Genomic DNA, 24561 nt, shown 5'->3' with positions numbered 1-24561 from the left:
CGCGGCCCATGACGCAGACGAGGCATCAGAGCGGCGCGCCGTGGCGTAACTTCTACGGCCGGCTGAAGGGCAAGGGCCTGAGGCCGGCCCAGGAGCGGTATCTCGACGAGGATCTGCCGGCGCGGCAGCTTTCGGGCGTCGACTGGCAGGACAACCCGGAGCGCGCACCGCTCGATCTCGCGGCGCGGTTCGGCGACAGGCCAGTCGTGCTCGAGGTCGGGTTCGGCGGCGGCGAGCACCTCGTGCACCTGGCCGAAGCCGCGCCAGATACGGCCTTCATCGGCTGCGAGCCTTACATCAACGGTGTGGCGATGCTGCTTGGCAAGCTGCGCGAGAGCCCGGCGCAGAACGTCGCGATCCATCCCGGCGACGTGCGCGACCTGTTCGATGTGCTGCCGGACCATAGCCTGTCGGCGGCCTTTCTGCTCTATCCCGATCCGTGGCCGAAGAAGAGGCATCACCGCCGCCGCTTCGTCACGCCCGAGCATCTCGGGCCGCTCTACCGCGCGCTGCAACCGGGCGCGCTCTTTCGCATGGCGACCGACATCCCCGATTACGTGCGTCAGGCCCTGGAGGAGGTGCCGCGCGCGGGCTTTGCCTGGCAGGCGGAGCGCGCGGCCGACTGGCGGACGCCCTGGGCGGGCTGGCCGTCCACACGCTACGAGCAGAAGGCGCTGCGCGAAGGCCGCGTGCCGCATTACCTGAGTTTCGAGCGGCTTTGAGCCGCGGCGAGCGCCGGGGCCCGATGGACGGCGTGCCGTGTGCTTGCTACGAGAGCCGCCGACCCACACGAGAGGATGCCCCCGAATGTCGAGCCACGGCGCGCCGGTGCCCATGACCGCCCATCCCTGCGGCCCGCTGTCGGGCGTGGCCGAGGTGCCGGGAGACAAGTCGATCTCGCACCGCGCTCTGATCCTCGGCGCGTTGTCCGTGGGCGAAACGACGGTGACCGGGCTTCTCGAGGGGCAGGACGTCCTCGACACCGCGTCGGCGATGCGCGCCTTCGGGGCCGATGTCGAGCGGCGCGGCGAGACCTGGCACATCCATGGCGTCGGGGTGGGCGGCTTCGCCGAGCCCGAGACGGTGATCGATTGCGGCAACTCGGGCACCGGCGTGCGGCTGATCATGGGCGCGATGGCGACCTCTCCGATCACCGCGACGTTCACCGGCGACGCCTCGCTCAACCGCCGGCCGATGGCGCGGGTCACCGATCCGCTGGCGCTTTTCGGTGCACGCGCCGTGGGCCGCGCGGGCGGTCGACTGCCCATGACGATCGTTGGCGCGGAGGACGCGGTCCCGGTGCGTTACGCGACGCCCGTGCCGTCGGCGCAGGTCAAGTCGGCGGTTCTGTTGGCCGGCCTGAACGCGCCCGGCCAGACCGTGGTGATCGAGCGTGAGGCGACGCGCGACCACTCGGAGCGGATGCTCGCGGGATTCGGCGCGGAGGTATCGGTCGAGGATGACGCGGAGGGACGGATCATCACGCTGACCGGCCAGCCCGACCTTCGGCCGCAGACGATCGCGGTGCCGCGCGATCCGTCCTCGGCCGCCTTTCCGGTCTGTGCCGCGCTGATCACCGAAGGCTCCGACGTGCTCGTGCCGAATATCGGGCTCAACCCGACCCGGGCGGGGCTCTTCACCACGCTGCGCGAGATGGGTGCGGACCTCGTCTACGAGAACCCGCGCGAGGAGGGCGGCGAGCCGGTCGCGGACCTGCGCGCGCGCTTCTCTCCGGACCTGCGCGGGATCGAGGTGCCGCCCGGTCGCGCGGCCTCGATGATCGACGAGTATCCCGTTCTGTCGGCAGTCGCCGCCTGTGCCGAGGGGCGCACCCTGATGACCGGCGTGCGCGAGTTGCGCGTGAAGGAAAGCGACCGGATCGACGCGATGGCGCGCGGGCTCGAGGCCTGCGGCGTCACCGTCGAGGAGGGCGAGGACTGGTGGGCGGTGACCGGGCGAGGGGCGGGCAGCGTGGCCGGCGGCGCGCGCGTCGAGAGCCGGCTCGACCACCGGATCGCGATGTCGTTCCTCGTGCTCGGCTTTGCGGCGCGCGCGGCGATCACGGTCGACGATTGCGGGCCGATCGCCACGTCCTTCCCGATCTTCGAGCCGTTGATGCGCACGCTCGGAGCCACGCTGACGACGGAGGCGGCGTGATGGCGTTCACGGTGGCGATCGACGGGCCGGCCGCCTCGGGCAAGGGGACGATCAGCAAGCGGGTGGCGGCGCATTTCGGGCTCGGCCATCTCGACACCGGGCTGCTCTATCGCGCGGTCGGCCGGCGCATGCTCGACGGCGAAGAGCCGGTGTCGGCGGCGCGGGCGCTCGTGCCCGGGGATCTCGAGGTCGAGGGCCTGCGCACCGCGGCGGTGGGCGAAGCGGCCTCGCGCGTGGGCGCGCTGCCCGAGGTGCGCGCGGCCCTTCTCGACTTTCAGCGCGCGTTTGCGCGGCGCTCCGGCGGTGCGGTGCTCGATGGGCGGGACATCGGCACGGTGATCTGCCCGGAGGCCGAGGCCAAGCTCTTCGTCACCGCGAGCGCGGAGGTGCGCGCGGAGCGCAGGTTTCGCGAACTGGTCGCCGCCGGGGCCGATACCCGGTTCGAGGCCGTGCTCGAGGACATCCGGGCGCGGGATGAGCGCGACATGGGGCGCAGCGATGCGCCGTTGCGTCCTGCGGACGACGCGGTGACGATCGACACCAGCCGGCTCGATGTCGAGGCGGCGGTGGCAGCGGCGATCGCGGCGGTCGATGCGGCGCGCGACGTCCGGTCTGCCGGCGGGTCCTCGCGCGGCTGACGCTGCGGAAACGCAAGAAATCGCTGACAGGATTTGGCAGCGGGGGATCGCGGTCCCATGTCCCGTGAAGCCGCCGCCCGGACCGGGCCCGGCGCATGCACAGGACAGAAAGGAGCGCTCATGTTCCCGACGCGCAAGATCACCGCCGCCACGCTGGCCGCCGCAATTGCCGCTGCTCCCGCGAGCTTCGCTCTCGCACAGGATGCGTCCGGCGACATGGAGACCCAGACCCAGCCGCAGACCGAGATGGAGCAAAGCCAGGATGCGGCGCCCGAGACGCCGGTTTTCGAGGATGCACAGATCGACGCGTTCGCCAGCGCCGTGATCGAGGTCACCGAGATCCGCGACCAGTATGCGACCGAGCTTCAGGGCGTCGAGGACGAGACGGCCCAGCAGGAGCTGATCGACGAGGCCAACGCCGAGATGCGCAGCGCCATCGAGGCCACTGATGGCCTGACCATGGACGACTACATGGCGATCAATCGTGCCGCGTCGATGGACGAGGATCTGAACCAGCGCATCGCTCAGCGTCTCGAGGAGATGCAGACCGAGGACGCGGGCTGAGCGCAGTCACACTCACCGACATTTCCGGGCTTCGGGCGGATCCTGCGGGATCCGCCCTTTTTCGTTGCCGGATCGGATCTTGGCGGTGTCGCCTTGCCGAGGCGGGCCGGGCGGGGACGGCGCCGCGTTTCAGAGACGCCCGTCAACGGCGGGGCGGTCGGCGGCTGTCGCACCGTTGCGCGCATGAGACTGGCGAAAACGATCAGGCAACGGCGCGCGGGCGCGTGCGTGGCGCCTGGTGCTTGAACCGCGCCGTCAGCCGCTTCATTTCCGCCGCGCTGTCCGCGAGGGTTTCGGCGGCGCGCGCGGTCTCGGACGACAGGGTGGTGCTTTGGCGGCTGTCTGAATCGAGCGCGGCGACGGCCGCGTTGATCTCGCCCAGTCCGGCGGCCTGGTCGGTGGCCGATTGCGCGATGCCGTCGATCCGGGTCGCGATCTCCACGACCGCGCCGGCGACGGTTTCGAGCGCGGAAACGGTATCGCCGACGTTGCGCACGCCTTCGTCCACGTGGGCCTGGCTGTTCGAGATCAGGGCGCTGATGTCGCGCGCGGCGTCCGAGGAGCGCTGCGCGAGCGCGCGGACCTCGGTGGCGACGACAGCGAAGCCGCGCCCCGCGTCCCCGGCGCGCGCTGCCTCGACCCCGGCATTCAGTGCGAGAAGGTTCGTCTGAAAGGCGATCTGGTCGATCACGTCGATGATCTTGTTGATCTCCTGTGCCGAGTCGTTGATCGCGGCCATCGCGTCGGAGCTGCGGCGCACGACCTCGCCGCTGCGTTCGACGCTGGCGCGGGCGTCGCGGGCCGAACGTGACACTTCGGCCGCGCCCTCGGCGGTCGCGCGCACGACGTCGGTGACCCGTTCGAGCGCGCCGGCATTGTGCTCGAGGCTGCCGGACTGGCGGGTGGAGCGATCCGACAGGTCCTCCGCCGTGCGCCCGAGGCCGTCGATGTCCGCGAGCATGCGGTCCGCCTGCTCGGAGACATGGCGCACCGCCTCGCCGAGCGCAGCGACCGCGTCGTTGAAATTGGCGCGCACCTCTTCGTAGTCGTCCGGGAACCGGTCGGTCAGGCGGAAGGTCAGGTCGCCCGCGGCCAGTGCCTTCAACCCCTCGCCGAGCCGCTGCATGGTGAGGCGCTGAGCGTCGCGCTGGCGCACCTCTTCGGCGCGGCGCGCCTCCTCGGTGGCGTGCAGGCGTTCGTCGGCCTCGGCGGCGAGGCTCCGCTCGCGCTCCGTCTCGGCCAGCGCGGCCTCGGCGGTGGCGCGCTCTTCCTCGGCAGCGCGCTTCTGCGCTTCGGCTTCGCGGCTGGCGGCCTCGGCGGCGTCGCGGGCCGCCTCGGCCTCGGCCGTGGCGGAGGCGACCGCGTCCAGTTGCCGGGCGTTTGCGTCGAGAAGCGCGCGCTGCTGGCGGATGGCGAACACGATGGCGCCGGCCTCGCCCAGAACGATCATCGCGTGAAGAAGCGTACGCCCGAGATTGGTGGCGAGGTCGAAGCTCGGGTAGACGAGGCCAGGCAGCGCTACCGCGAAGCCGAGGTGATGCAGCGCGACGAGGCCCGTCGCGGCCAGGACCGCCGGCACGCTCTGCAGCATGACGAGCGCGGCCAGGACGGCGAAGAACAGCATGTGGCTGTCGATCTGCCAGGGATGACCGGCGAGCGCCGCGGTCAGGGCGATCGGTTGGCCCACTGCCGCGAGGGCGGCGATGATCGGCGCGCGCGCCGGCGCGGCCCCGCGCCCCGCCAGCGCGAGACCGGCGAAGATCAGCGAAAGGGCGGGGGCAAGGACCCATCCGTTTCCGGCCATGAGGCTGGCCCCGGTGACGACAGGGACCATGAGCCAGCCCAGCACGAGGAGCCTCTGTCGCGCGCCGGAGAGATCGGGCTCGCCGGCCGGCGACATTGTCGAATCGAGCTTCATTTCGAAGTCCCCTGTCCAGGATCGCAAAGGGCGGCGAGCGCGGCCGCCCCGCCGACATGCCAGGCACCGAGGGCGCGCAGCCGGTCGGGCAGGCCGGGATCAGCGTCCGCGAGGATCGCGAGCGGCGCGCGGGCGGGCCCGACCACGCGCCCGCCGGCCCGGGCGACGAGCGCCCCGGGATCGCGCGCGATCACCAGCAGCGGAGCGTCCCGCGTCACCGGTGTGCGCGCCAGCGTTGCCACCGGCGCGGCGATCCCGGTCAGGACGAGCGCCCAGACGAGGGCCCAATCGCGTACAGACTGCCACATGCGCCCGGCCTAGCACCCTCGGTCTTTCCATCGCGTAAACGCCCGCCGGGGTGCACACGCCCCGGGGACTTGCCCTGCGGCGCGTGAGCCGCTATGGACGCGCTGTCGACAAGGCGCAAACGCCGCGAAGCAGGACATCGAGCAGGGTCGGGATTACCGGCCCTCTTTGCTTTGCGGGCCCCGACCACCCCAAAGACCGGCGGAGACAACCGCGCGGCCGGAAAACGATGACGTCAAAGGAAACCGACCGACACATGCCGAACGCATCCATGGAGGAATTCGAGGCCCTCCTGAACGAAAGCCTCGAAATGGACACGCCCGACGAGGGCACTGTCGTCAAGGGCAAGGTCATCGCCGTCGAGGCGGGCCAAGCCATCATCGACGTCGGCTACAAGATGGAAGGCCGCGTCGATCTCAAGGAATTCGCCAACCCGGGCGAGGAATCCGGGATCACCGTGGGCGACGAGGTCGAGGTCTATCTTCGCGCGGCCGAGAACGCCCGCGGCGAGGCCGTCATCTCGCGCGACATGGCCCGCCGTGAAGAGGCGTGGGACCGGCTCGAGAAAGCCTATGCCGACGACGCGCGCGTGGAGGGCGCGATCTTCGGCCGCGTCAAGGGCGGCTTCACCGTCGATCTTGGCGGCGCCGTGGCGTTCCTGCCGGGCTCGCAGGTCGACGTGCGCCCCGTGCGTGACGCAGGCCCGCTCATGGGCCTCAAGCAGCCGTTCCAGATTCTCAAGATGGACCGCCGCCGCGGCAACATCGTGGTCTCGCGCCGCGCGATCCTCGAGGAGAGCCGGGCCGAGCAGCGCGCCGAAGTCATCGCCAATCTCGAAGAGGGCCAGGCGGTCGACGGCGTGGTCAAGAACATCACCGAGTACGGCGCGTTCGTCGATCTCGGCGGCGTCGACGGCCTGCTGCACGTGACCGACATGGCATGGCGCCGGGTCAATCACCCGTCCGAGATCCTGTCGATCGGCGAGACGGTCAAGGTGCAGGTCATCAAGATCAACCGCGAGACCCACCGCATCAGCCTCGGCATGAAGCAGCTGCAGGAAGATCCGTGGGATCTGGTGGCCGCGAAGTACCCGATGAGCTCGGTGCACACCGGCCGCGTGACCAACATCACCGACTACGGCGCCTTCGTGGAGCTGGAGCCGGGGGTCGAGGGCCTCGTGCACGTCTCCGAGATGAGCTGGACCAAGAAGAACGTCCATCCGGGCAAGATCGTGTCGACCTCCCAGGAGGTGGACGTGATGGTGCTGGAGATCGACCAGGCCAAGCGCCGCGTGTCGCTCGGGCTCAAGCAGACCCAGCGCAATCCGTGGGAAGTCTTCAACGAGCAGTTCCCCCCGGGCACCGAGGTCGAGGGCGAGGTCAAGAACATCACCGAGTTCGGCCTGTTCATCGGTCTCGAGGGCGACATCGACGGCATGGTCCACCTGTCGGACCTCAGCTGGGACGAGCGCGGCGAAGAGGCGATCCAGAACTACCGCAAGGGCGATGTCGTCCAGGCGGTGGTGCAGGACACCGATGTCGAGAAGGAGCGCATCTCGCTGTCGATCAAGGCGCTGGGCGGCGACAAGTTCGCCGACGCGGCCGGTGGCATCAAGCGCGGCTCGATCGTGACCTGCACGGTCACCGCGATCGAGGACGGCGGCATCGAGGTGGAATACGAGGGCATGAAGTCCTTCATCCGCCGCTCCGACCTGTCGCGCGACCGCGCCGAGCAGCGCCCCGAGCGGTTCTCGGTCGGTGACAAGGTGGACGTGCGCGTCACCAATGTCGACATGAAGTCGCGCCGCCTCGGCCTGTCGATCAAGGCCCGCGAGATCGCCGAGGAAAAGGAAGCGGTCGAGCAGTACGGCTCTTCCGATTCCGGTGCGTCGCTCGGCGACATTCTCGGCGCCGCGCTGAACCGCGACGACGACTGATCCTGGCGCTCCCGCACGGGAGAATGGCGGCCCCGGTCCGGCAGGACCGGGGCCGCTTCGTTGTATCGAATCGTCGGTTGCACGCACTCCCGTGCGGCCCTCTGCGCGCCCGCCACACGGGCCCGCCGCGCGGAATCCCGGCGCTTGTCGCCGAAGTGACGTGAAACAGGGCATTTTTTCCCGTCCTTTCGGTTTCGGAAACGCCGCCTTCGCCGTATAGTCACGGAAACGTGGGGAGGAGCGCGACGCCGCTCCGGTGAGGGTGTGACGCATGATCCGTTCAGAACTGATCCAGAAGATCGCCGACGAGAATCCGCATCTCTACCAGCGCGACGTGGAGCGGATCGTGAACACCATATTCGAGGAGATCGTCACCGCGATGGCGCGGGGCGACAGGGTGGAACTGCGCGGGTTCGGCGCCTTCTCGGTGAAGAAGCGCGACGCGCGCGTCGGCCGCAACCCACGCACCGGCGAAGCGGTTGACGTCGAAGAAAAACACGTGCCTTTCTTCAAGACCGGCAAGCTGCTTCGCGACCGTCTGAACGGAAAGGCCTGACATCCATGCGCTACATCCGATACGTGTTTCTGGCCGTTCTGGCGGCGATCCTCGTCTGCGTGGCGCTGGCCAACCGCGCGATCGTGTCGCTGCAATTGCTGCCGCCGGACGTGGCGGAGCTCCTGGGCGTGCAGTACGGGATCGAGTTGCCGCTGTTCCTCGTGGTCTTCATCGGCATCGTCGCGGGGCTCCTGATCGGATTCGTCTGGGAATGGCTCCGCGAGTACAAGCATCGCGCGCAGGCGGCGCGGAAGGATGCGGAGGCCCGCCGGCTCGAGCGCGAGCTCAAGCGGACCCGGGCGGAGCGCGACAAGGGCAAGGACGAGGTCCTGGCGCTGCTCGACCAGCCGCGCTGAGGCGGCCGACGCGGACCGGGGCGCTGCCCCGGACCCCGGAGTAGTTTCACCAAGAAGAAAAGCGCGACGGCGGAGGCCGGCACGGGATGAGCGAGGTCAGGGTCAAGATCTGCGGGCTGACGCGGGAGGCGGACGTCGCCGCCGCGGCGGCCGCCGGCGCGGCCTATGCAGGGTTCGTGTTCTTCGCGCGCTCGCCGCGCAACGTGGCGCCGGAGGTGGCGCGCGACCTGGCGCTGGCCGCGCCGCCGGGGCTCGCCAAGGTCGGTCTCATGGTCGATCCCGCGGACGCGGCGCTCGATGCGGTGCTGGCGGCGGTGCCGCTCGACATGGTGCAGTTGCACGGCCGCGAGACGCCGGAGCGGGTGGCCGAGATCCGCGCGCGCACCGGCCTTCCGGTGATGAAGGCGGTGGGCGTCGCGGCGTCGGACGACCTCGGGGCCATCGCCGCGCAGGCGCGGGTGGCCGACCAGATCCTGATCGACGCGAAGGCGCCGGCGGGCGCGGCGCTCCCGGGCGGCAACGGGCTCGCCTTCGACTGGCGTCTGATCGCCGGGCTGCGGGTGGCGGTTCCGTGGATGCTGGCCGGCGGGCTGACGCCCGGAACCGTGGCGCGCGCGGTGGCGATGACGGGCGCGCGGCAGGTCGACGTGTCCTCGGGCGTGGAGGCGGCGCCGGGGCTGAAGGATCCAGAGCGGATCGCGGCCTTCGTGCGGGCCGCGCGGACGGCCGAGGCGGCGCCGACGCTCTAGGCCGCGCCGCTGGGCCGTCCGCGGCCGGTCAGAGCCATGCGGCCCGGCCGGTCCCGACCGCCTCGGCCACCGAGGCGAATCCGTCGCGTTCGAGATGCGCGTCGAGGTCGCGCGCGATACGTCCGGCGAGGCCGATCCCGTCGTAGACCAGCGCCGTGTAGAGCTGCACCGCGGACGCGCCGGCGCGGATCTTGGCGTAGGCGTCGGCCCCCGAGCCGATCCCGCCGACGCCGATCAGCGGGATGGCGTCGCGGGTGAGCTGCGACAGCCGCGCGAGGACGCGCGTCGCGCGGTCGAAGAGCGGCGCACCGGAGAGGCCGCCAGCCTCGGCCGCGGTGGCGGCGGTCAGCCCGTCGCGGGCGAGGGTGGTATTGGTGGCGACGATGGCGTCGACGCCGGTCTCCCGGGCGACGGCGGCGATGTCGGCGAGCGCCGCGTCGTCGAGATCGGGCGCGATCTTGAGGAAGACCGGGATCCGGGCGGGCAGGGCGTCGCGTGCCGCGAGGACGCCGGCGAGGAGACCGGCGAGCGCCTCGCGCCCCTGCAGGTCGCGCAGGCGCTCGGTGTTCGGCGACGATACGTTCACCGTCGCGAAGTCGAGATCCGCGCCGAGTCGCGACAGGACGGTCGCGTAGTCCGCGGCGCGGTCGGCGCTGTCCTTGTTGGCGCCGAGGTTGAGCCCGATCACGGCGTCGCGGGGCCTGGCCGCGAGGCGCGGCGCGACCGCCTCCATACCGGCGTTGTTGAAGCCGAACCGGTTGATCGCCGCCCGGTCCTCGGCCAGGCGGAAGAGCCGCGGGCGCGGGTTGCCCGGCTGCGGCCGCGGCGTGACGGCGCCGGCCTCGAGAAAGCCGAAGCCCGCGCGCGACAGCGGACCGAGCGCCTCGGCGTTCTTGTCGAAACCGGCGGCGAGGCCCACGGGATTGTCGAGGCCGAGCCCCGCGAGGTCGGTCTTGAGCCGGTCGCTGGTGACCCGGCCCGGCAGCGGCACGAGGCCTGTGCGCAGCGCCGTGAGCGCCAGCCCGTGCGCGCGTTCGGGATCGACGCGGCGCAGGAGTGCGAGGCCGGCGCGCTCCAGCATCAGCCCTCCGAGGGATTGAAATTGTGGCGCCCGCCCTCGAGCGGCAGCTTCTGCGCCCAGGCCACGTCGTCCGTTCTCAGCCGCCGGTAGAGATGCGGAAAGAGGGCGCCCCCGCGCGAGGGCTCCCACTTGAGATCGGGGGCGAGCGCGGCGTCGTCGCAGGCCACCAGCATCAACCCGTCCTCGCCGGCGAAATGCTTGGCGGCCGTCTCTTCTGCCTGTTCGGGGGTGGAGAAGTGGATATAGCCGTCGGCCACGTCGATCGGCGCGCCGGCGGTTTCTCCGGCCCGGAGGAAGTCGGCGTATTCGTCTTCGCGGAAGATCTTGTAGATGAGGGTCATGCCCGCCTCTTGCCGCGCGCCGGTGCAGCGGTCAAGCGCGCCGGGCGGACCTCGCGTCGCGAATGTAACAGAGCTTTGACAAGGGGCGCGCCGCGCGCCAGCATCACCGCCAACCACACTCCGACAGAGAGGGAACCGATGTCCATTCGTCTCATGACGGGCGCCGCCGCGCTCGCGCTGGGTGCCGGGACGGCGCAGGCCGACTATGCCCTGACCATCCTGCACACCAACGACTTCCATGCCCGGTTCGAGCCGATCTCGGCCTACGATTCGACCTGCGCGGCCGAGGACAACGCGGCCGGCGAATGTTTCGGCGGCACCGCGCGGCTGATCACGGCGATCGAGGAGGCGCGCGCGCGCGCCGAGAACCCGGTTCTCTTCGACGGCGGCGACCAGTTCCAGGGCACGCTGTTCTACACCTACTACAAGGGCCAGCTCGCCGCGGAGATGATGAACCGGCTCGGCTACGACGCGATGACGGTGGGCAACCACGAGTTCGACGACGGGCCCGAGGTCCTGCGCGGCTTCGTCGACGCCGTCGAATTCCCGATCCTGATGTCGAACGCCGACATCTCGAACGAGCCGCAGCTCGCCGACGTGATCGAGAAATCCACCGTGATCGAACGCAACGGCGAGCGGCTGGGGCTGATCGGCCTGACGCCCGAGGACACCGACGAACTGGCGAGCCCCGGCCCGAACGTGACCTTCAGCGATCCCGTCGCCGCAGTGCAGGCCGAGGTCGACCGGCTCACCGAGGACGGTGTGACAAAGATCATCGTGCTCAGTCACTCGGGCTATGCCGTGGACCAGCGGGTCGCCGAGGAGACGACCGGCGTAGACGTGATCGTCGGTGGGCACACCAACACGCTTCTGGGCGACATGGAGGATGCCGCGGGGCCATACCCGACCATGGTCGGCGACACCGCGATCGTCCAGGCCTATGCCTACGGCAAGTTTCTCGGCGAACTGAACGTGGTGTTCGACGACGACGGCGTGGTCACGTCTGCGACCGGCGCCCCGCTCATCATGGATGCCGCCGTGGCCGAGAACGAGGAGGTCGTGGCCCGCATCGCCGAGGCGGCCGAGCCGCTCGACGAGATCCGCAACGAGGTCGTGGCCGAGGCCGCCGCGCCCATCGAGGGCGATCGTACCGTCTGCCGCGCGCAGGAATGCGCCATGGGCAACCTCGTGGCCGATGCCATGCTCGACCGCGTCGCGGATCAGGGCATCGAGATCGCGATCACGAACTCGGGCGGCCTGCGCGCGTCCATCGACGCGGGCGAGGTGACGATGGGCGAGGTTCTGACGGTGCTGCCGTTCCAGAACACGCTGTCGACGTTCCGGGTCTCCGGGTCTGTGCTGAAGGAAGCGCTGGAGAACGGCGTCAGCCAGATCGAGGAGGGGGCCGGGCGCTTCCCGCAGGTGGCGGGTCTCAGCTTCACGGTCGATGCCTCGGCCGACGTCGGCAACCGCGTGAGCGACATCATGGTGGGCGATGCCCCGCTCGATCCCGACACGCTCTACGGCGTGGTGTCGAACAACTACGTCCGCAACGGCGGCGATGGCTACGCCATGTTCATCGATGCGCGGGACGCCTACGATTACGGACCGGACCTCGCCGACGTGACCGCGGAGTATCTCGCCGAGAACGGCCCCTACGAGCCCTACACCGACGGCCGCATCACGATGCAATGAACCGGCATCGCGCGCGGGCATCCGTTCGCGCGCGATCCCGACCTTCGGCATGCCGAGGGTCGCGTCGAAGACGACACCGCAATCGCACGGCACCGCAGCGCGGAGGCGTGCGAAACACGCCGCGAGATGGCAGCCCGCGACCGCCGGGGCACCGTGACGGACCAGCTCGACGCGTTTGCGCGGAGGTTCAGCGGGGCCGGCTCAGGCCGGCGTGCCGGCGGTGAAGAGCGGCTCGAACCCGCCCCACATCATCCGCATGCCGTCGAACGGCATCTCGGGCATGTCCTTCATGCGCGGATCGGCCATCACCGCGTCCCAGCCCTTGTCCGCGGTGGCCTTGTCCGGCCAGACCATCCACGAGAACACGACGGTTTCGTCCTCGGTCTTTTTCACCGCCATCGGAAACGAGGTGACGCTGCCGTCCGGCACGTCGACGCCCCAAGTCTCGACCGCGCCGAGGCAGCCGTGTTCCTTGAAGATCTCCCATGCCGACGCGGCCATGTCGCGATAGGCGTCGCGGTTGGCCGTGGGAACGGCGAGGAGGAAGCCGGAATAATAGGGCATGACGAATCTCCGCTTTGACCCCTTGAGGCTGCGCTTCATTTGAGTTGATATCAACATAAATGAGCGAGACGCGCGAAACCCCGCCGGAGATGGATCCGGATCTTCCGCTGTCGGTGACCCGAGAGGTGCGCGACAGCTGCCTGTGCCTGCATCTTCAGCGGGCCGCCCGGGTCGTGGCCCGTCACTTCGACGCGGCGCTGGCGCCGGTGGGGCTGACCAACCGGCAGTTCTCGCTGTTGATGGCGCTCAACCGGCCCGAGCGGCCGCGGCTCGGGGCGCTGGTGCCGTTGCTCGGGATGGACCGCACGACGCTGACGGCGGCGCTGAAACCGCTCGAGCGACGCGGCCTCGTCACCTCGTCGCCGGATCCGTCGGACAGCCGGGCGCGGCGACTCGCCCTGACGGCTGAGGGGCGCGCGCGGCTGCGTGCGGCACTGCCGGTGTGGCGGCGCGCCCAGGCCGAGATCGAGAGCGACGCCGGCGCCGGAAAAATGGCCGATCTGCGCGCCGATCTCGCGGCGCTGGCCCCGCCGCGCTAGAGCAGGTGCCGGTCGCGCCTGCGCCCTTGGCAAAGCCGGCACAACCGTCTATGCGGACCATCGCAATGGGCGGCATGCGATTCGTGCGGCCTATGCGTATCGTCCGAGACGGTGGGCGGGCAAAGGATCCGGGATCCGATGCCGCTAAGTCCTGCCCGAGACGGGACCAGAACATTCCGTCCGTTGGAGCGCTGTCTCCTCCGGATACGCGATTGTGACGACCCGATCGGACCTTGGGGCCGGGCAATGCTGCCCGGCTTTGAACGAGCCGGAGGGGTCGACCCTCCAGAACTTGGAGTGAAACTGTGGATAGAGCCCAGAAAGAGAAAGTGGTCGACGAACTCGGCCAGATCTTCGAGAGCTCTGGCGTCGTGGTGGTTGCACACTACCAGGGCCTCACGGTTGCCGAGATGCAGGACCTGCGTGGCCGTGCCCGAGAGGCCGGTGCGTCGGTGCGCGTCGCCAAGAACAGGCTCGCCAAGATCGCGCTCGAGGGCAAGGCATGCGAGAGCATGTCGAAGTACCTCGAGGGCATGACCGTCCTCACCTATTCCGAAGACCCCGTGGCCGCGGCCAAGGTGGTCGAGGATTTCGCCAAGGATAACAAGAAGCTGCAAGTCCTTGGCGGCGCAATGGGTGGGGAGGCCCTGGACCGGGCCGGTGTCGAAGCCGTGTCGAAGATGCCGTCGCGCGAAGAGCTTCTCGCTCAGATCGCCGGCATGCTTGGCGCCCCCGCTTCGAACATCGCCGGTGCGATCGGCGCGCCCGCTTCGAACATCGCCTCCATTCTCTCCACCATCGAGGAGAAGGCCGAGGCGGCCTAAGGCAATCCGCGAGGTCCGCGGCACATTCGGCCGCGGCGTTGGATCACATCTAGATACGGAAGAAGTCACAATGGCTGATCTGAAGAAACTCGCCGAAGAGATCGTGGGTCTGACCCTTCTCGAGGCACAGGAACTGAAAACCATCCTCAAGGACGAGTACGGCATCGAGCCCGCTTCGGGCGGCGCCGTCATGATGGCAGGCCCCGCCGATGGCGGTGGCGCAGCCGAGGCCGCCGAGGAGCAGACCGAATTCGACGTCATCCTGAAGTCGGCCGGCGCATCCAAGATCAACGTGATCAAGGAAGTCCGCGGCATCACCGGCCTTGGCCTCAAGGAAGCCAAGGAGCTGGTCGAAGCAGGCGGCAAGCCGGTGAAGGAAGGCGCTTCGAAGGAAGAAGCCGAAGAGATCAAGAAGAAGCTCGAAGACGCAGGCGCGGAAGTCGAGCTCAAGTGATCCTGAAAGGGGCGCCATCGGCGCCCCTTTTCACGTCCGGCGCGAGTGGCATCCTTGGGCGATCCGCGAACCTACTACTTCGTGTTGCCCGAAGTGGCGCACCCGGTCGGCGGCGTGAACGTCGCGATGCAGATCGTCGACACGTTGTGCAAGGCGGGCTTCGACGCCCGCGCTCTCTACGGGTCCCCCCGCTATCATTACCGCTTCCTCGACAGCGCTGCACCGGTCTGCCACGACCCGCGGCTGCGCAAACAGGTGTTGCCCGGTGGCTCGCGCCGGTCGCGGCTGAAGACCATCTGGCGCGATCCGGCCTGGCGCGGCGTGCGCAGCTCGGTCGCGACGGTGCGTGGCAGCGACGTAATCGTCGTTCCCGAATACCGCTACCCCGAATTTGCGGCTCTCTATCCTGACAATCCGATCATCGTCGCCGCACAGGATGTGCACGGCTTTGCCGAAGGGTTCCTGCGCGACGCCGATCGTGTTCTAGACCGGAGCGTCGCCGTCCTGACGACGTCAGAGGCCAGCGCTAGCGCCGTCGCAGCGGTGACGGACCGCCCGCAGCTTCAATTGCGTCTCCAGGTCGGCCGCACCGGGCTCGGCTTCGAGGCAAAGAAGTCGCGCCGCGTCGCCTACATGCCGCGCAAGCGTGGTCTCGAGGCGGCGTTCGCCGTTGCCGCGCTTCGTGAGCGAGCGGCACTCGATGGCTACGAGTTCACTGCGATCGAGCGCATGTCCGAGGCCGAGATGATAGCCGTTTTGCGCGACTCGCGGATCTTTCTCGCGTTTTCCCAGCGCGAGGGCTTCGGCCTGCCCCCGGCCGAGGCGATGATCGCCGGCTGCATCGTCGTCGGGTACACCGGTGTCGGCGGTCGGGAGTATTTCACGGACGCGACGGGCGTCCCGGTTCCCGACTCGGATGTCGTCGGGCTGGTGGAGGCGACCACCGCCGTCGCAGCCGAGTACGATCACGATCCCGTGCGCCTCGACGCGTTGCGGCGCGCCGCGTCGGACACAATCACCGCGTGTTACAGCGAAGATGCGTTTCAACGTTCGGTCCTGGCGGCATGGGACGCCATCGAGGCCGAATTAGGCAATCGCGATTGATGTGACCGAAATGCCAATCCGGGGGTTGCACTCCCCGTGTCAATGGCTATATCGAGCGCTCGATTTTCCGCTGCGCCACGTGCGCAGCGTGTCGATTCGGCGGACAGGATCGGGCGAGGCGTCTGGGGCGACGCGTCAGGAATTGATCTCCGTCGGACTTCCCGATTGCACTACGGGCCCGGCCCCCACCGTGTTCGTGCGTGCGCGATGCTAGGGACGATATCCAGAACATGCCAACCACATATCTCGGCCAGAAACGTCTTCGCCGCAACTACGGCAAGATTCGCGAAGTCCTCGAGATGCCGAACCTCATCGAGGTTCAGAAAAGCTCCTACGACCTCTTCCTGAAGTCCGGCGACCAGCCCGAGCCGCTCGACGGCGAGGGGATCAAGGGCGTCTTCCAATCGGTGTTTCCGATCAAGGACTTCAACGAGACCGCGGTGCTCGAATTCGTGTCCTACGAGCTCGAGAAACCGAAATACGACGTCGAAGAGTGCATGCAGCGCGACATGACCTATTCGGCACCGCTGAAGGTCACGCTGCGCCTGATCGTGTTCGACGTGGACGAGGACACCGGCGCGAAGTCCGTGAAGGACATCAAGGAACAGGACGTGTTCATGGGCGACATGCCGCTCATGACCCCCAACGGCACCTTCATCGTGAACGGTACCGAGCGCGTCATCGTGTCGCAGATGCACCGCAGCCCCGGCGTCTTCTTCGACCATGACAAGGGCAAGACCCATTCGTCGGGCAAGCTGCTGTTCGCCTGCCGGATCATTCCCTATCGCGGGTCGTGGCTCGATTTCGAGTTCGACGCGAAGGACATCGTGTTCGCCCGTATCGACCGCCGCCGGAAACTGCCGGTGACGACGCTTCTTTACGCCCTGGGTCTGGACCAGGAAGCGATCATGGACGCGTATTACGACACGGTCGATTTCGAGCTGGTGAAGGGCAAAGGCTGGAAGACGAAGTTCTTCCCCGAGCGCGTCCGCGGCACCCGCCCGAACTACGACCTCGTCGATGCTGATTCTGGCGAGGTCATCGCCGAGGCCGGCAAGAAGGTCACCCCGCGCGCGGTCAAGAAGCTGATCGACGACGGCGACGTGAAGAACCTGCTGGTGCCGTTCGACCACATCGTCGGCAAGTTCGCGGCGAAGGACATCATCAACGAGGAAACCGGCGCGATCTACGTCGAGGCCGGCGACGAGCTGACCTGGAACGTCGACAAGGACGGCGAAGTCACCGGCGGCACGCTCAAGGAGCTGATGGACGCCGGGGTCACCGATATCCCCGTTCTCGACATCGACAACGTCAATGTCGGCCCGTACATGCGCAACACCATGGCGCAGGACAAGAACATGAGCCGCGACACCGCGCTCATGGACATCTACCGTGTCATGCGCCCGGGCGAGCCGCCCACGGTCGAGGCCGCGTCGGCGCTGTTCGACACGCTGTTCTTCGACGGCGAGCGCTACGATCTCTCGGCCGTCGGCCGGGTGAAGATGAACATGCGCCTCGCGCTCGAGAAGCCCGACAGCCAGCGCACCCTCGACCGCGAGGACATCGTCGCCTGCATCAAGGCGCTGGTGGAGCTGCGTGACGGCAAGGGCGAGATCGACGACATCGACCACCTCGGCAACCGCCGGGTGCGCTCGGTCGGCGAGTTGATGGAGAACCAGTACCGCGTCGGTCTCCTGCGGATGGAACGCGCGATCAAGGAGCGCATGTCGTCGGTCGAGATCGACACCGTCATGCCGCAGGACCTGATCAACGCGAAGCCGGCCGCGGCTGCCGTGCGCGAGTTCTTCGGCTCGTCGCAGCTGTCGCAGTTCATGGACCAGACCAACCCGCTGTCCGAGGTGACGCACAAGCGGCGCCTCTCGGCGCTCGGGCCCGGGGGCCTGACGCGCGAGCGCGCGGGCTTCGAGGTGCGCGACGTGCACCCGACGCACTATGGCCGGATGTGCCCGATCGAGACGCCGGAAGGCCCGAACATCGGTCTCATCAACTCGTTGGCGACCTTTGCGCGGGTGAACAAGTACGGCTTCATCGAGACGCCCTACCGCGTCGTGAAAGAGGGGCAGGTCACCGACGAGGTGCACTACATGTCCGCGACCGAGGAGATGCGTCACACCGTGGCGCAGGCCAACGCGCTTCTCGACAACGACGGCAAGTTCATCAACGACCTCGTGTCCACCCGCCAGGCGGGCGACTACACGCTCGCCCCGAACGAGACGGTGGACCTGATCGACGTGTCGCCCAAGCAGCTGGTGTCCGTCGCGGCCTCGCTGATCCCGTTCCTCGAGAACGACGACGCGAACCGCGCGCTGATGGGCTCGAACATGCAGAGGCAGGCGGTGCCGACGCTGCGCTCCGAGGCGCCGCTCGTCGGCACGGGGATCGAGGGCGTGGTCGCCCGCGACTCCGGCGCGGCGATCATGGCGCGTCGCGGCGGCGTGATCGACCAGGTCGATGCACAGCGTATCGTGGTCCGTGTGACGGAAGATCTCGAACCCGGCGATCCGGGCGTCGACATCTACCGCCTGCGCAAGTTCCAGCGCTCGAACCAGAACACCTGCATCAACCAGCGTCCGCTGGTGAAGGTGGGTGACACCGTCGGCAAGAACGAGGTCGTCGCGGACGGTCCGTCCACCGACATGGGCGAGCTGGCACTCGGCAAGAACGTCATCGTCGCGTTCATGCCGTGGAACGGCTACAACTACGAGGACTCGATCCTGATCTCCGAGCGCATCGCGCAGGACGACGTGTTCACCTCCGTCCACATCGAGGAATTCGAGGTGGCGGCGCGCGACACCAAGCTCGGGCCCGAGGAAATCACCCGCGACATCCCCAATGTCGGCGAGGAGGCGCTGCGCAACCTCGACGAGGCTGGCATCGTCTACATCGGCGCCGACGTGGAGCCGGGCGACATCCTCGTGGGCAAGATCACTCCGAAGGGCGAAAGCCCGATGACGCCGGAGGAAAAGCTCCTTCGCGCGATCTTCGGCGAGAAGGCGTCGGACGTGCGCGACACGTCGCTGCGGGTGAAGCCGGGCGATTACGGCACCGTCGTCGAGGTCCGGGTGTTCAACCGCCACGGGGTCGAGAAAGACGAGCGTGCGCTGCAGATCGAGCGCGAGGAAATCGAGCGTCTGGCCCGGGACCGGGACGACGAGATCGCGATCCTCGACCGCAACATCTACGCCCGCCTCAAGGGAATGATCCTCGGCAAGACCGCGGTGAAGGGCCCGAAGGGCATCAAGCCGAACTCGGAGATCACAGAGGAGCTTCTCGAGACCCTCACGCGCGGCCAGTGGTGGCAGCTTGCCCTCGGCGAGGAGCAAGACGCCAAGAACATGGAAGCGCTGAACGAGCAGTACGAGGCGCAGAAGCGCGTGCTCGACGCCCGTTTCGAGGACAAGGTCGAGAAGGTCCGTCGCGGCGACGACCTGCCGCCGGGCGTGATGAAGATGGTCAAGGTCTTCGTCGCGGTGAAGCGCAAGCTGCAGCCGGGCGACAAGATGGCGGGCCGTCACGGCAACAAGGGCGTGATCAGCCGCGTGGTCCCGATCGAGGACATGCCGTTCCTCGAGGATGGCACGCCGGTCGACTTCTGCCTCAACCCGCTGGGCGTGCCGTCGCGGATGAACGTCGGCCAGATTCTCGAGACGCACATGGGCTGGGCCGCGCGCGGCCTCGGGATCAAGATCGACGACGCGCTCCAGGATTATCGCCGGACGGGCGACCTGACCCCGGTGCGCGAGGCGATGAAGATTGCCTACGGCGACGAGGTCTACGGCGAAGGCCTCGCCGACATGGACGAGGATCGTCTTCTCGAGGCGGCCGGAAACGTCACGCGTGGCGTTCCGATCGCGACGCCGGTCTTCGACGGTGCGAAGGAGGGCGACGTGAACGACGCGCTCAAGCGCGCCGGCTTCAACGAGAGCGGTCAGTCGATCCTGTTCGACGGGCGCACGGGCGAGCAGTTCTCGCGTCCGGTGACCGTGGGCGTGAAGTACCTGCTGAAGCTGCACCACCTCGTGGACGACAAGATCCACGCGCGTTCGACGGGCCCCTACAGCCTCGTCACGCAGCAGCCGCTCGGCGGCAAGGCGCAGTTCGGCGGTCAGCGCTTCGGCGAGATGGAGGTGTGGGCGCTCGAAGCCTACGGCGCGGCGTACACCCTGCAGGAGATGCTGACGGTGAAGTCCGACGACGTGGCGGGCCGCACCAAGGTCTACGAGTCGATCGTCAAGGGCGAGGACAACTTCGAGGCCGGCGTGCCGGAATCGTTCAACGTTCTCGTCAAGGAGGTCCGGGGTCTGGGCCTCAACATGGAACTCCTGGATGCGGAGGAAGACGAGGAGTGAGGACAGGCGCCTGACGCGCCTCTTCGCTCGCCACCGGCGCGGACCCCGCGCCGGTGCCTCCCCCGCACCCTCTTCGACATGAGGAAGACATGAACCAGGAAATCACCAACAACCCGTTCAACCCGCTGACTCCGCCCAAGGTGTTCGACGAGATCAAGGTCTCGCTGGCGAGCCCGGAGCGGATCCTCAGCTGGTCCTTCGGCGAGATCAAGAAGCCCGAGACGATCAACTACCGCACGTTCAAGCCCGAGCGTGACGGCCTGTTCTGCGCGCGGATCTTCGGTCCGATCAAGGACTACGAGTGCCTGTGCGGCAAGTACAAGCGCATGAAGTATCGCGGCGTCGTCTGCGAGAAGTGCGGCGTCGAGGTGACGCTGCAGAAGGTCCGGCGCGAGCGCATGGGCCATATCGAGCTCGCTGCGCCCTGCGCCCACATCTGGTTCCTCAAGTCGCTGCCGAGCCGCATCGGCCTCATGCTCGACATGACGCTGCGCGATCTCGAGCGGGTGCTCTACTTCGAGAACTACGTGGTGATCGAGCCGGGCCTGACGGACCTCACCTACGGTCAGATGCTGACCGAGGAAGAGTTCATGGACGCCCAGGACCAGTACGGCATGGACGCCTTCACGGCGAACATCGGCGCCGAGGCGATCCGCGAAATGCTGGCCGGCATCGACCTCGAGGGCGAGGCCGAGCGTCTGCGCGAGGAGCTGAAGGAAGCCACCGGCGAACTGAAGCCCAAGAAGATCATCAAGCGTCTGAAGGTCGTCGAGAGCTTCCTCGAGTCGGGCAACCGTCCGGAGTGGATGGTGATGACCGTGATCCCGGTCATCCCGCCGGAACTTCGCCCGCTCGTGCCGCTGGACGGTGGCCGCTTCGCGACGTCGGACCTCAACGACCTCTACCGTCGTGTCATCAACCGCAACAACCGGCTGAAGCGGCTGATCGAGCTGCGCGCGCCGGACATCATCGTCCGCAACGAGAAGCGGATGCTCCAGGAGTCGGTTGATGCGCTGTTCGACAACGGCCGTCGAGGCCGCGTCATCACCGGTGCCAACAAGCGCCCGCTGAAGTCGCTGTCGGACATGCTCAAGGGCAAGCAGGGCCGGTTCCGCCAGAACCTGCTCGGCAAGCGCGTCGACTTCTCGGGCCGGTCGGTCATCGTGACCGGTCCGGAACTCAAGCTGCACCAGTGCGGCCTGCCCAAGAAGATGGCGCTCGAGCTGTTCAAGCCGTTCATCTACTCGCGGCTCGAGGCCAAGGGCCTGTCGTCGACCGTGAAGCAGGCGAAGAAGCTGGTCGAGAAGGAGCGCCCGGAAGTCTGGGACATCCTCGACGAGGTGATCCGGGAGCACCCGGTCCTGCTGAACCGCGCGCCGACGCTGCACCGCCTGGGCATCCAGGCGTTCGAGCCGATCCTCATCGAAGGCAAGGCGATCCAGCTGCACCCGCTCGTCTGTTCGGCGTTCAACGCCGACTTCGACGGCGACCAGATGGCCGTGCACGTCCCGCTGTCGCTCGAGGCGCAGCTCGAGGCGCGCGTCCTGATGATGTCCACGAACAACGTGCTGTCGCCCGCGAACGGCGCGCCGATCATCGTGCCGTCGCAGGACATGATCCTCGGCCTGTACTACCTCACCATCATGCGTGAGGGCATGAAGGGCGAGGGCATGGTCTTCGGCTCGATCGAGGAGGTGGAGCACGCGCTGAACGCCGGCGAAGTGCACATGCATGCCAAGATCCAGTGCCGGGTGAAGCAGATCGACGACGAAGGTCAGGAGATCTTCAAGCGCTACGAGACGACGCCCGGCCGGGTGCGGCTCGGTGCGCTCCTGCCGATGAACGCCAAGGCGCCTTTCGACCTCGTGAACGGCCTTCTGCGCAAGAAGGACGTGCAGCGCGTGATCGACACCGTCTACCGCTACTGCGGTCAGAAGGAGTCGGTCATCTTCTGCGACCAGATCATGTCGATGGGCTTCAAGGAGGCGTTCAAGGCGGGCATCTCCTTCGGCAAGGACGACATGGTCATCCCGCAGGACAAGTGGCCCATCGTCGAGGACACCCGCGCCCAGGTGAAGGACTTCGAACAGCAGTACATGGACGGCCTGATCACCCAGGGTGAGAAGTACAACAAGGTCGTGGACGCCTGGTCGAAGTGCAACGACAAGGTCACCGAGGCGATGATGACCACCATCTCGACCTCGCAGCGCGACGAGGACGGCGCCGAGGCGGAGCCCAACTCCGTCTACATGATGGCGCATTCCGGTGCGCGGGGCTCGGTCACCCAGATGAAGCAGCTGGGCGGGATGCGTGGCCTGATGGCCAAGCCGAACGGCGAGATCATCGAGACGCCGATCATCTCGAACTTCAAGGAAGGCCTGACCGTGCTCGAGTACTTCAACTCGACCCACGGCGCGCGGAAGGGCCTGTCGGACACCGCGCTCAAGACGGCGAACTCGGGCTACCTGACCCGCCGTCTCGTGGACGTGGCGCAGGACTGCATCATCCGCATGCCCGATTGCGGGACCGACCGGTCGATCACCGCCGAAGCGGCGATCAACGACGGCGAGGTCGTGGCGTCGCTGGCCGAACGTCTGCTGGGCCGCGTCGCGGCCGAGGACATCCTGAGGCCGGGCACCGACGAGGTGCTGGTCAAGGAAGGCCAGCTCATCGACGAGCGGCTCTCCGACGCGGTGGACGAGGCGGCGGTGCAGACCGCGCGCATCCGCTCCCCGCTGACCTGCGAGGCCGAAGAGGGCGTCTGCGCCATGTGCTACGGGCGTGACCTCGCGCGCGGCACGATGGTGAACGTCGGCGAGGCTGTCGGCATCATCGCCGCGCAGTCGATCGGCGAGCCGGGCACCCAGCTGACGATGCGGACGTTCCACATCGGCGGCGTCGCTCAGGGCGGCCAGCAGTCGTTCCTCGAAGCGTCGCAATCGGGCGTGGTCCAGTTCGAGAACCCGAACACGCTGGTCAGTGCGGCAGGCGAGACGCTGGTGATGGGCCGCAACATGAAGGTGATCATCGCCGGCGAGGACGGGGCCGAGCGTGCCAGCCACAAGGTCGGCTACGGCACCAAGCTGTTCGTCACCGAGGGGCAGGAGATCGCCCGCGGAGACAAACTGTTCGAGTGGGACCCGTACACCCTGCCGATCATCGCCGAGAAGGACGGCGTGGTGCGCCACGTCGACCTCGTGAACGGTGTCGCCGTCCGCGAGGAAACCGACGACGCGACCGGCATGAGCCAGAAGATCGTGACCGACTGGCGCGCCGCGCCCAAGGGCAACGAGCTCAAGCCGGAGATCATCCTGCAGGACGAGAACGGCGAGCCGGTGCGCAACGACCAGGGCAACCCGGTCACCTACCCGATGTCGGTCGACGCGATCCTGTCCTGCGAGGATGGGCAGGAGATCAAGGCCGGCGACGTGGTGGCGCGGATCCCGCGCGAAGGCGCGAAGACCAAGGACATCACCGGCGGTCTGCCGCGTGTGGCCGAACTCTTCGAGGCACGGCGTCCGAAGGATCACGCGATCATCGCCGAGATCGACGGCTATGTCCGCTTTGGCAAGGACTACAAGAACAAGCGCCGGATCGCGATCGAACCGGCCGACGACAGTCTTGACGCCAAGGAGTACATGATCCCGAAGGGCAAGCACATTCCCGTTGCGGAAGGCGACTATGTCCAGAAGGGCGACTACATCATGGACGGCAACCCGGCGCCGCACGACATCCTGTCCATCATGGGTGTCGAGGCGCTGGCCAACTACATGATCGACGAGGTGCAGGACGTCTACCGGCTGCAGGGCGTGAAGATCAACGACAAGCACGTCGAGGTCATCGTCCGGCAGATGCTCCAGAAGTGGGAGATCCTCGACAGCGGGGACACCACGCTTCTCAAGGGCGAGCATGTCGACAAGATCGAGTTCGACACCGCCAACGAGAAGGCCGAGAAGAAGGGCGGGCGCCCGGCCCAGGGCGAGCCGATCCTTCTGGGCATCACCAAGGCGTCGCTGCAGACGCGGTCGTTCATCTCGGCCGCCTCGTTCCAGGAGACGACCCGCGTGCTGACCGAGGCGTCGGTTCAGGGCAAGATCGACAAGCTCGTCGGTCTCAAGGAGAACGTGATCGTCGGCCGCCTGATCCCGGCGGGCACCGGCGGCGCGACCCAGAAGGTGCGCAAGATCGCGCAGGATCGCGACAACGTCGTGATCGAGGCGCGGCGCGCCGAGGCGGAAGAGGCGGCACGCCTCGCCGCCCCGGAAGAAAGCGCATCGGGCGAGGATGTCGTGGGCGGAGGCGAGTTCGACACGCTCATCGTCGACACGCCGGAAAGCCGCGAGTAATCACGGCACCGCATCGCGGACAAAAGGCCCCCGGCAATCGCCGGGGGCCTTTTCCGTGCCAGC

General features: G+C 67.9%; 20 protein-coding genes. 15 read left to right on the top strand and 5 right to left on the bottom strand.

All coding sequences use genetic code 11. The annotated features are described in order from the left end of the window. The first annotated feature begins 8 nt into the window (after positions 1–8). From trmB to ROJ8625_RS13030, 4 genes are all read left to right on the top strand, one after another. Entirely contained in the window at positions 9–722 is a 714-nt protein-coding gene (trmB, locus tag ROJ8625_RS13045; RefSeq protein ID WP_085792318.1) for a tRNA (guanine(46)-N(7))-methyltransferase TrmB, read from the top strand. Between the two features lie 85 nt (positions 723–807). After that, complete coding sequence (aroA, locus tag ROJ8625_RS13040) at positions 808–2157, top strand: 3-phosphoshikimate 1-carboxyvinyltransferase (protein ID WP_085792317.1); 1350 nt, start codon at positions 808–810, stop codon at positions 2155–2157. After that, entirely contained in the window at positions 2157–2795 is a 639-nt protein-coding gene (locus ROJ8625_RS13035) for a (d)CMP kinase (RefSeq protein ID WP_085792316.1), read from the top strand. Before aroA ends, ROJ8625_RS13035 begins: the two co-directional genes overlap by 1 nt. A 120-nt stretch (positions 2796–2915) precedes the next feature. Beyond that, positions 2916–3359: a DUF4168 domain-containing protein gene (locus ROJ8625_RS13030; RefSeq protein ID WP_085792315.1), complete on the top strand. Its 444-nt coding sequence runs from the start codon at positions 2916–2918 to the stop codon at positions 3357–3359. Positions 3360–3561: 202 nt separating this feature from the next. On the opposite strand, the gene ROJ8625_RS13025 is transcribed toward ROJ8625_RS13030, so the two are convergent. Then, entirely contained in the window at positions 3562–5277 is a 1716-nt protein-coding gene (locus tag ROJ8625_RS13025; protein ID WP_085792314.1) for a methyl-accepting chemotaxis protein, read from the bottom strand. Beyond that, positions 5274–5585 carry a hypothetical protein gene (locus ROJ8625_RS13020; protein ID WP_085792313.1) on the bottom strand — a complete coding sequence of 104 codons (312 nt, stop codon included), beginning with the start codon at positions 5583–5585 and terminating at the stop codon, positions 5274–5276. The genes ROJ8625_RS13025 and ROJ8625_RS13020 overlap by 4 nt, the downstream gene beginning before the upstream one ends. Positions 5586–5812: 227 nt before the next feature. On the opposite strand from ROJ8625_RS13020, the gene rpsA reads away from it, so the two are divergent. The 4 genes from rpsA (at position 5813) to ROJ8625_RS13000 (ending at position 9180) form a co-directional block, all read left to right on the top strand. Next, positions 5813–7519, top strand: coding sequence for a 30S ribosomal protein S1 (rpsA, locus tag ROJ8625_RS13015; RefSeq protein ID WP_085792312.1), 1707 nt, complete (start codon positions 5813–5815; stop codon positions 7517–7519). Positions 7520–7790: 271 nt separating this feature from the next. Then, on the top strand, positions 7791–8075 hold the full coding sequence (ihfB, locus tag ROJ8625_RS13010; RefSeq protein WP_085792311.1) for an integration host factor subunit beta: 285 nt from the start codon (positions 7791–7793) through the stop codon (positions 8073–8075). A 5-nt stretch (positions 8076–8080) separates the two neighbouring features. Beyond that, positions 8081–8431 (top strand): lipopolysaccharide assembly protein LapA domain-containing protein, encoded by a 351-nt coding sequence (locus tag ROJ8625_RS13005; RefSeq protein WP_085792310.1) that lies wholly within the window; start codon positions 8081–8083, stop codon positions 8429–8431. Between the two features lie 86 nt (positions 8432–8517). After that, a complete protein-coding gene (locus tag ROJ8625_RS13000; protein WP_085792309.1) occupies positions 8518–9180 on the top strand; it encodes a phosphoribosylanthranilate isomerase in 663 nt (220 codons plus the stop codon). Between the two features lie 28 nt (positions 9181–9208). Here ROJ8625_RS13000 and ROJ8625_RS12995 read toward each other — a convergent pair whose 3' ends face one another. After that, positions 9209–10261, bottom strand: coding sequence for a quinone-dependent dihydroorotate dehydrogenase (locus ROJ8625_RS12995; protein WP_085792308.1), 1053 nt, complete (start codon positions 10259–10261; stop codon positions 9209–9211). Beyond that, entirely contained in the window at positions 10261–10602 is a 342-nt protein-coding gene (locus tag ROJ8625_RS12990; protein WP_085792307.1) for a DUF952 domain-containing protein, read from the bottom strand. Before ROJ8625_RS12990 ends, ROJ8625_RS12995 begins: the two co-directional genes overlap by 1 nt. A gap of 138 nt (positions 10603–10740) precedes the next feature. On the opposite strand from ROJ8625_RS12990, the gene ROJ8625_RS12985 reads away from it, so the two are divergent. Next, positions 10741–12297: a bifunctional metallophosphatase/5'-nucleotidase gene (locus tag ROJ8625_RS12985; protein ID WP_085792306.1), complete on the top strand. Its 1557-nt coding sequence runs from the start codon at positions 10741–10743 to the stop codon at positions 12295–12297. Between the two features lie 201 nt (positions 12298–12498). Here ROJ8625_RS12985 and ROJ8625_RS12980 read toward each other — a convergent pair whose 3' ends face one another. Then, complete coding sequence (locus ROJ8625_RS12980) at positions 12499–12861, bottom strand: DUF1428 domain-containing protein (RefSeq protein ID WP_085792305.1); 363 nt, start codon at positions 12859–12861, stop codon at positions 12499–12501. Between the two features lie 59 nt (positions 12862–12920). Between ROJ8625_RS12980 and ROJ8625_RS12975 the strand changes: the two genes are divergently transcribed. The 6 genes from ROJ8625_RS12975 (at position 12921) to rpoC (ending at position 24498) form a co-directional block, all read left to right on the top strand. Then, positions 12921–13400, top strand: a complete 480-nt coding sequence (locus ROJ8625_RS12975; RefSeq protein WP_234984257.1) for a MarR family winged helix-turn-helix transcriptional regulator — start codon at positions 12921–12923, stop codon at positions 13398–13400. Positions 13401–13705: 305 nt separating this feature from the next. Then, a complete protein-coding gene (gene rplJ, locus ROJ8625_RS12970; protein WP_085792304.1) occupies positions 13706–14224 on the top strand; it encodes a 50S ribosomal protein L10 in 519 nt (172 codons plus the stop codon). 70 nt (positions 14225–14294) lie between these two features. Next, a complete protein-coding gene (rplL, locus tag ROJ8625_RS12965) occupies positions 14295–14678 on the top strand; it encodes a 50S ribosomal protein L7/L12 (protein ID WP_085792303.1) in 384 nt (127 codons plus the stop codon). 54 nt (positions 14679–14732) lie between these two features. Further along, complete coding sequence (locus ROJ8625_RS12960; protein ID WP_085792302.1) at positions 14733–15782, top strand: glycosyltransferase; 1050 nt, start codon at positions 14733–14735, stop codon at positions 15780–15782. 230 nt (positions 15783–16012) lie between these two features. After that, positions 16013–20152, top strand: coding sequence for a DNA-directed RNA polymerase subunit beta (gene rpoB, locus ROJ8625_RS12955; protein ID WP_085792301.1), 4140 nt, complete (start codon positions 16013–16015; stop codon positions 20150–20152). A gap of 89 nt (positions 20153–20241) precedes the next feature. Continuing rightward, positions 20242–24498, top strand: coding sequence for a DNA-directed RNA polymerase subunit beta' (rpoC, locus tag ROJ8625_RS12950; protein WP_085792300.1), 4257 nt, complete (start codon positions 20242–20244; stop codon positions 24496–24498). Positions 24499–24561: the final 63 nt, after the last annotated feature.

Origin of the sequence: Roseivivax jejudonensis (assembly GCF_900172265.1) — a bacterium.
GTDB classification, from domain to species: domain Bacteria; phylum Pseudomonadota; class Alphaproteobacteria; order Rhodobacterales; family Rhodobacteraceae; genus Roseivivax; species Roseivivax jejudonensis.
Note: the sequence above shows the minus strand (reverse complement) of the source record. Positions and strands in the feature narration are given on the sequence as shown.

What these genes read in the sequence shown, in the direction of transcription:
- ROJ8625_RS13000 (WP_085792309.1), top strand. Translation starts at nt 8,518, where the DNA reads ATGAGCGAGGTCAGGGTCAAGATCTGCGGGCTGACGCGGGAGGCGGAC.
- trmB (WP_085792318.1), top strand. Translation starts at nt 9, where the DNA reads ATGACGCAGACGAGGCATCAGAGCGGCGCGCCGTGGCGTAACTTCTAC.
- ROJ8625_RS12990 (WP_085792307.1), bottom strand. Translation starts at nt 10,602, where the DNA reads ATGACCCTCATCTACAAGATCTTCCGCGAAGACGAATACGCCGACTTC.
- ROJ8625_RS13005 (WP_085792310.1), top strand. Translation starts at nt 8,081, where the DNA reads ATGCGCTACATCCGATACGTGTTTCTGGCCGTTCTGGCGGCGATCCTC.
- rpoC (WP_085792300.1), top strand. Translation starts at nt 20,242, where the DNA reads ATGAACCAGGAAATCACCAACAACCCGTTCAACCCGCTGACTCCGCCC.
- rplL (WP_085792303.1), top strand. Translation starts at nt 14,295, where the DNA reads ATGGCTGATCTGAAGAAACTCGCCGAAGAGATCGTGGGTCTGACCCTT.
- ROJ8625_RS12975 (WP_234984257.1), top strand. Translation starts at nt 12,921, where the DNA reads ATGAGCGAGACGCGCGAAACCCCGCCGGAGATGGATCCGGATCTTCCG.
- aroA (WP_085792317.1), top strand. Translation starts at nt 808, where the DNA reads ATGTCGAGCCACGGCGCGCCGGTGCCCATGACCGCCCATCCCTGCGGC.
- ROJ8625_RS12985 (WP_085792306.1), top strand. Translation starts at nt 10,741, where the DNA reads ATGTCCATTCGTCTCATGACGGGCGCCGCCGCGCTCGCGCTGGGTGCC.
- rpoB (WP_085792301.1), top strand. Translation starts at nt 16,013, where the DNA reads ATGCCAACCACATATCTCGGCCAGAAACGTCTTCGCCGCAACTACGGC.
- rpsA (WP_085792312.1), top strand. Translation starts at nt 5,813, where the DNA reads ATGACGTCAAAGGAAACCGACCGACACATGCCGAACGCATCCATGGAG.
- ihfB (WP_085792311.1), top strand. Translation starts at nt 7,791, where the DNA reads ATGATCCGTTCAGAACTGATCCAGAAGATCGCCGACGAGAATCCGCAT.
- ROJ8625_RS13030 (WP_085792315.1), top strand. Translation starts at nt 2,916, where the DNA reads ATGTTCCCGACGCGCAAGATCACCGCCGCCACGCTGGCCGCCGCAATT.
- ROJ8625_RS13025 (WP_085792314.1), bottom strand. Translation starts at nt 5,277, where the DNA reads ATGAAGCTCGATTCGACAATGTCGCCGGCCGGCGAGCCCGATCTCTCC.
- ROJ8625_RS13020 (WP_085792313.1), bottom strand. Translation starts at nt 5,585, where the DNA reads ATGTGGCAGTCTGTACGCGATTGGGCCCTCGTCTGGGCGCTCGTCCTG.
- ROJ8625_RS12980 (WP_085792305.1), bottom strand. Translation starts at nt 12,861, where the DNA reads ATGCCCTATTATTCCGGCTTCCTCCTCGCCGTTCCCACGGCCAACCGC.
- ROJ8625_RS12995 (WP_085792308.1), bottom strand. Translation starts at nt 10,261, where the DNA reads ATGCTGGAGCGCGCCGGCCTCGCACTCCTGCGCCGCGTCGATCCCGAA.
- ROJ8625_RS13035 (WP_085792316.1), top strand. Translation starts at nt 2,157, where the DNA reads ATGGCGTTCACGGTGGCGATCGACGGGCCGGCCGCCTCGGGCAAGGGG.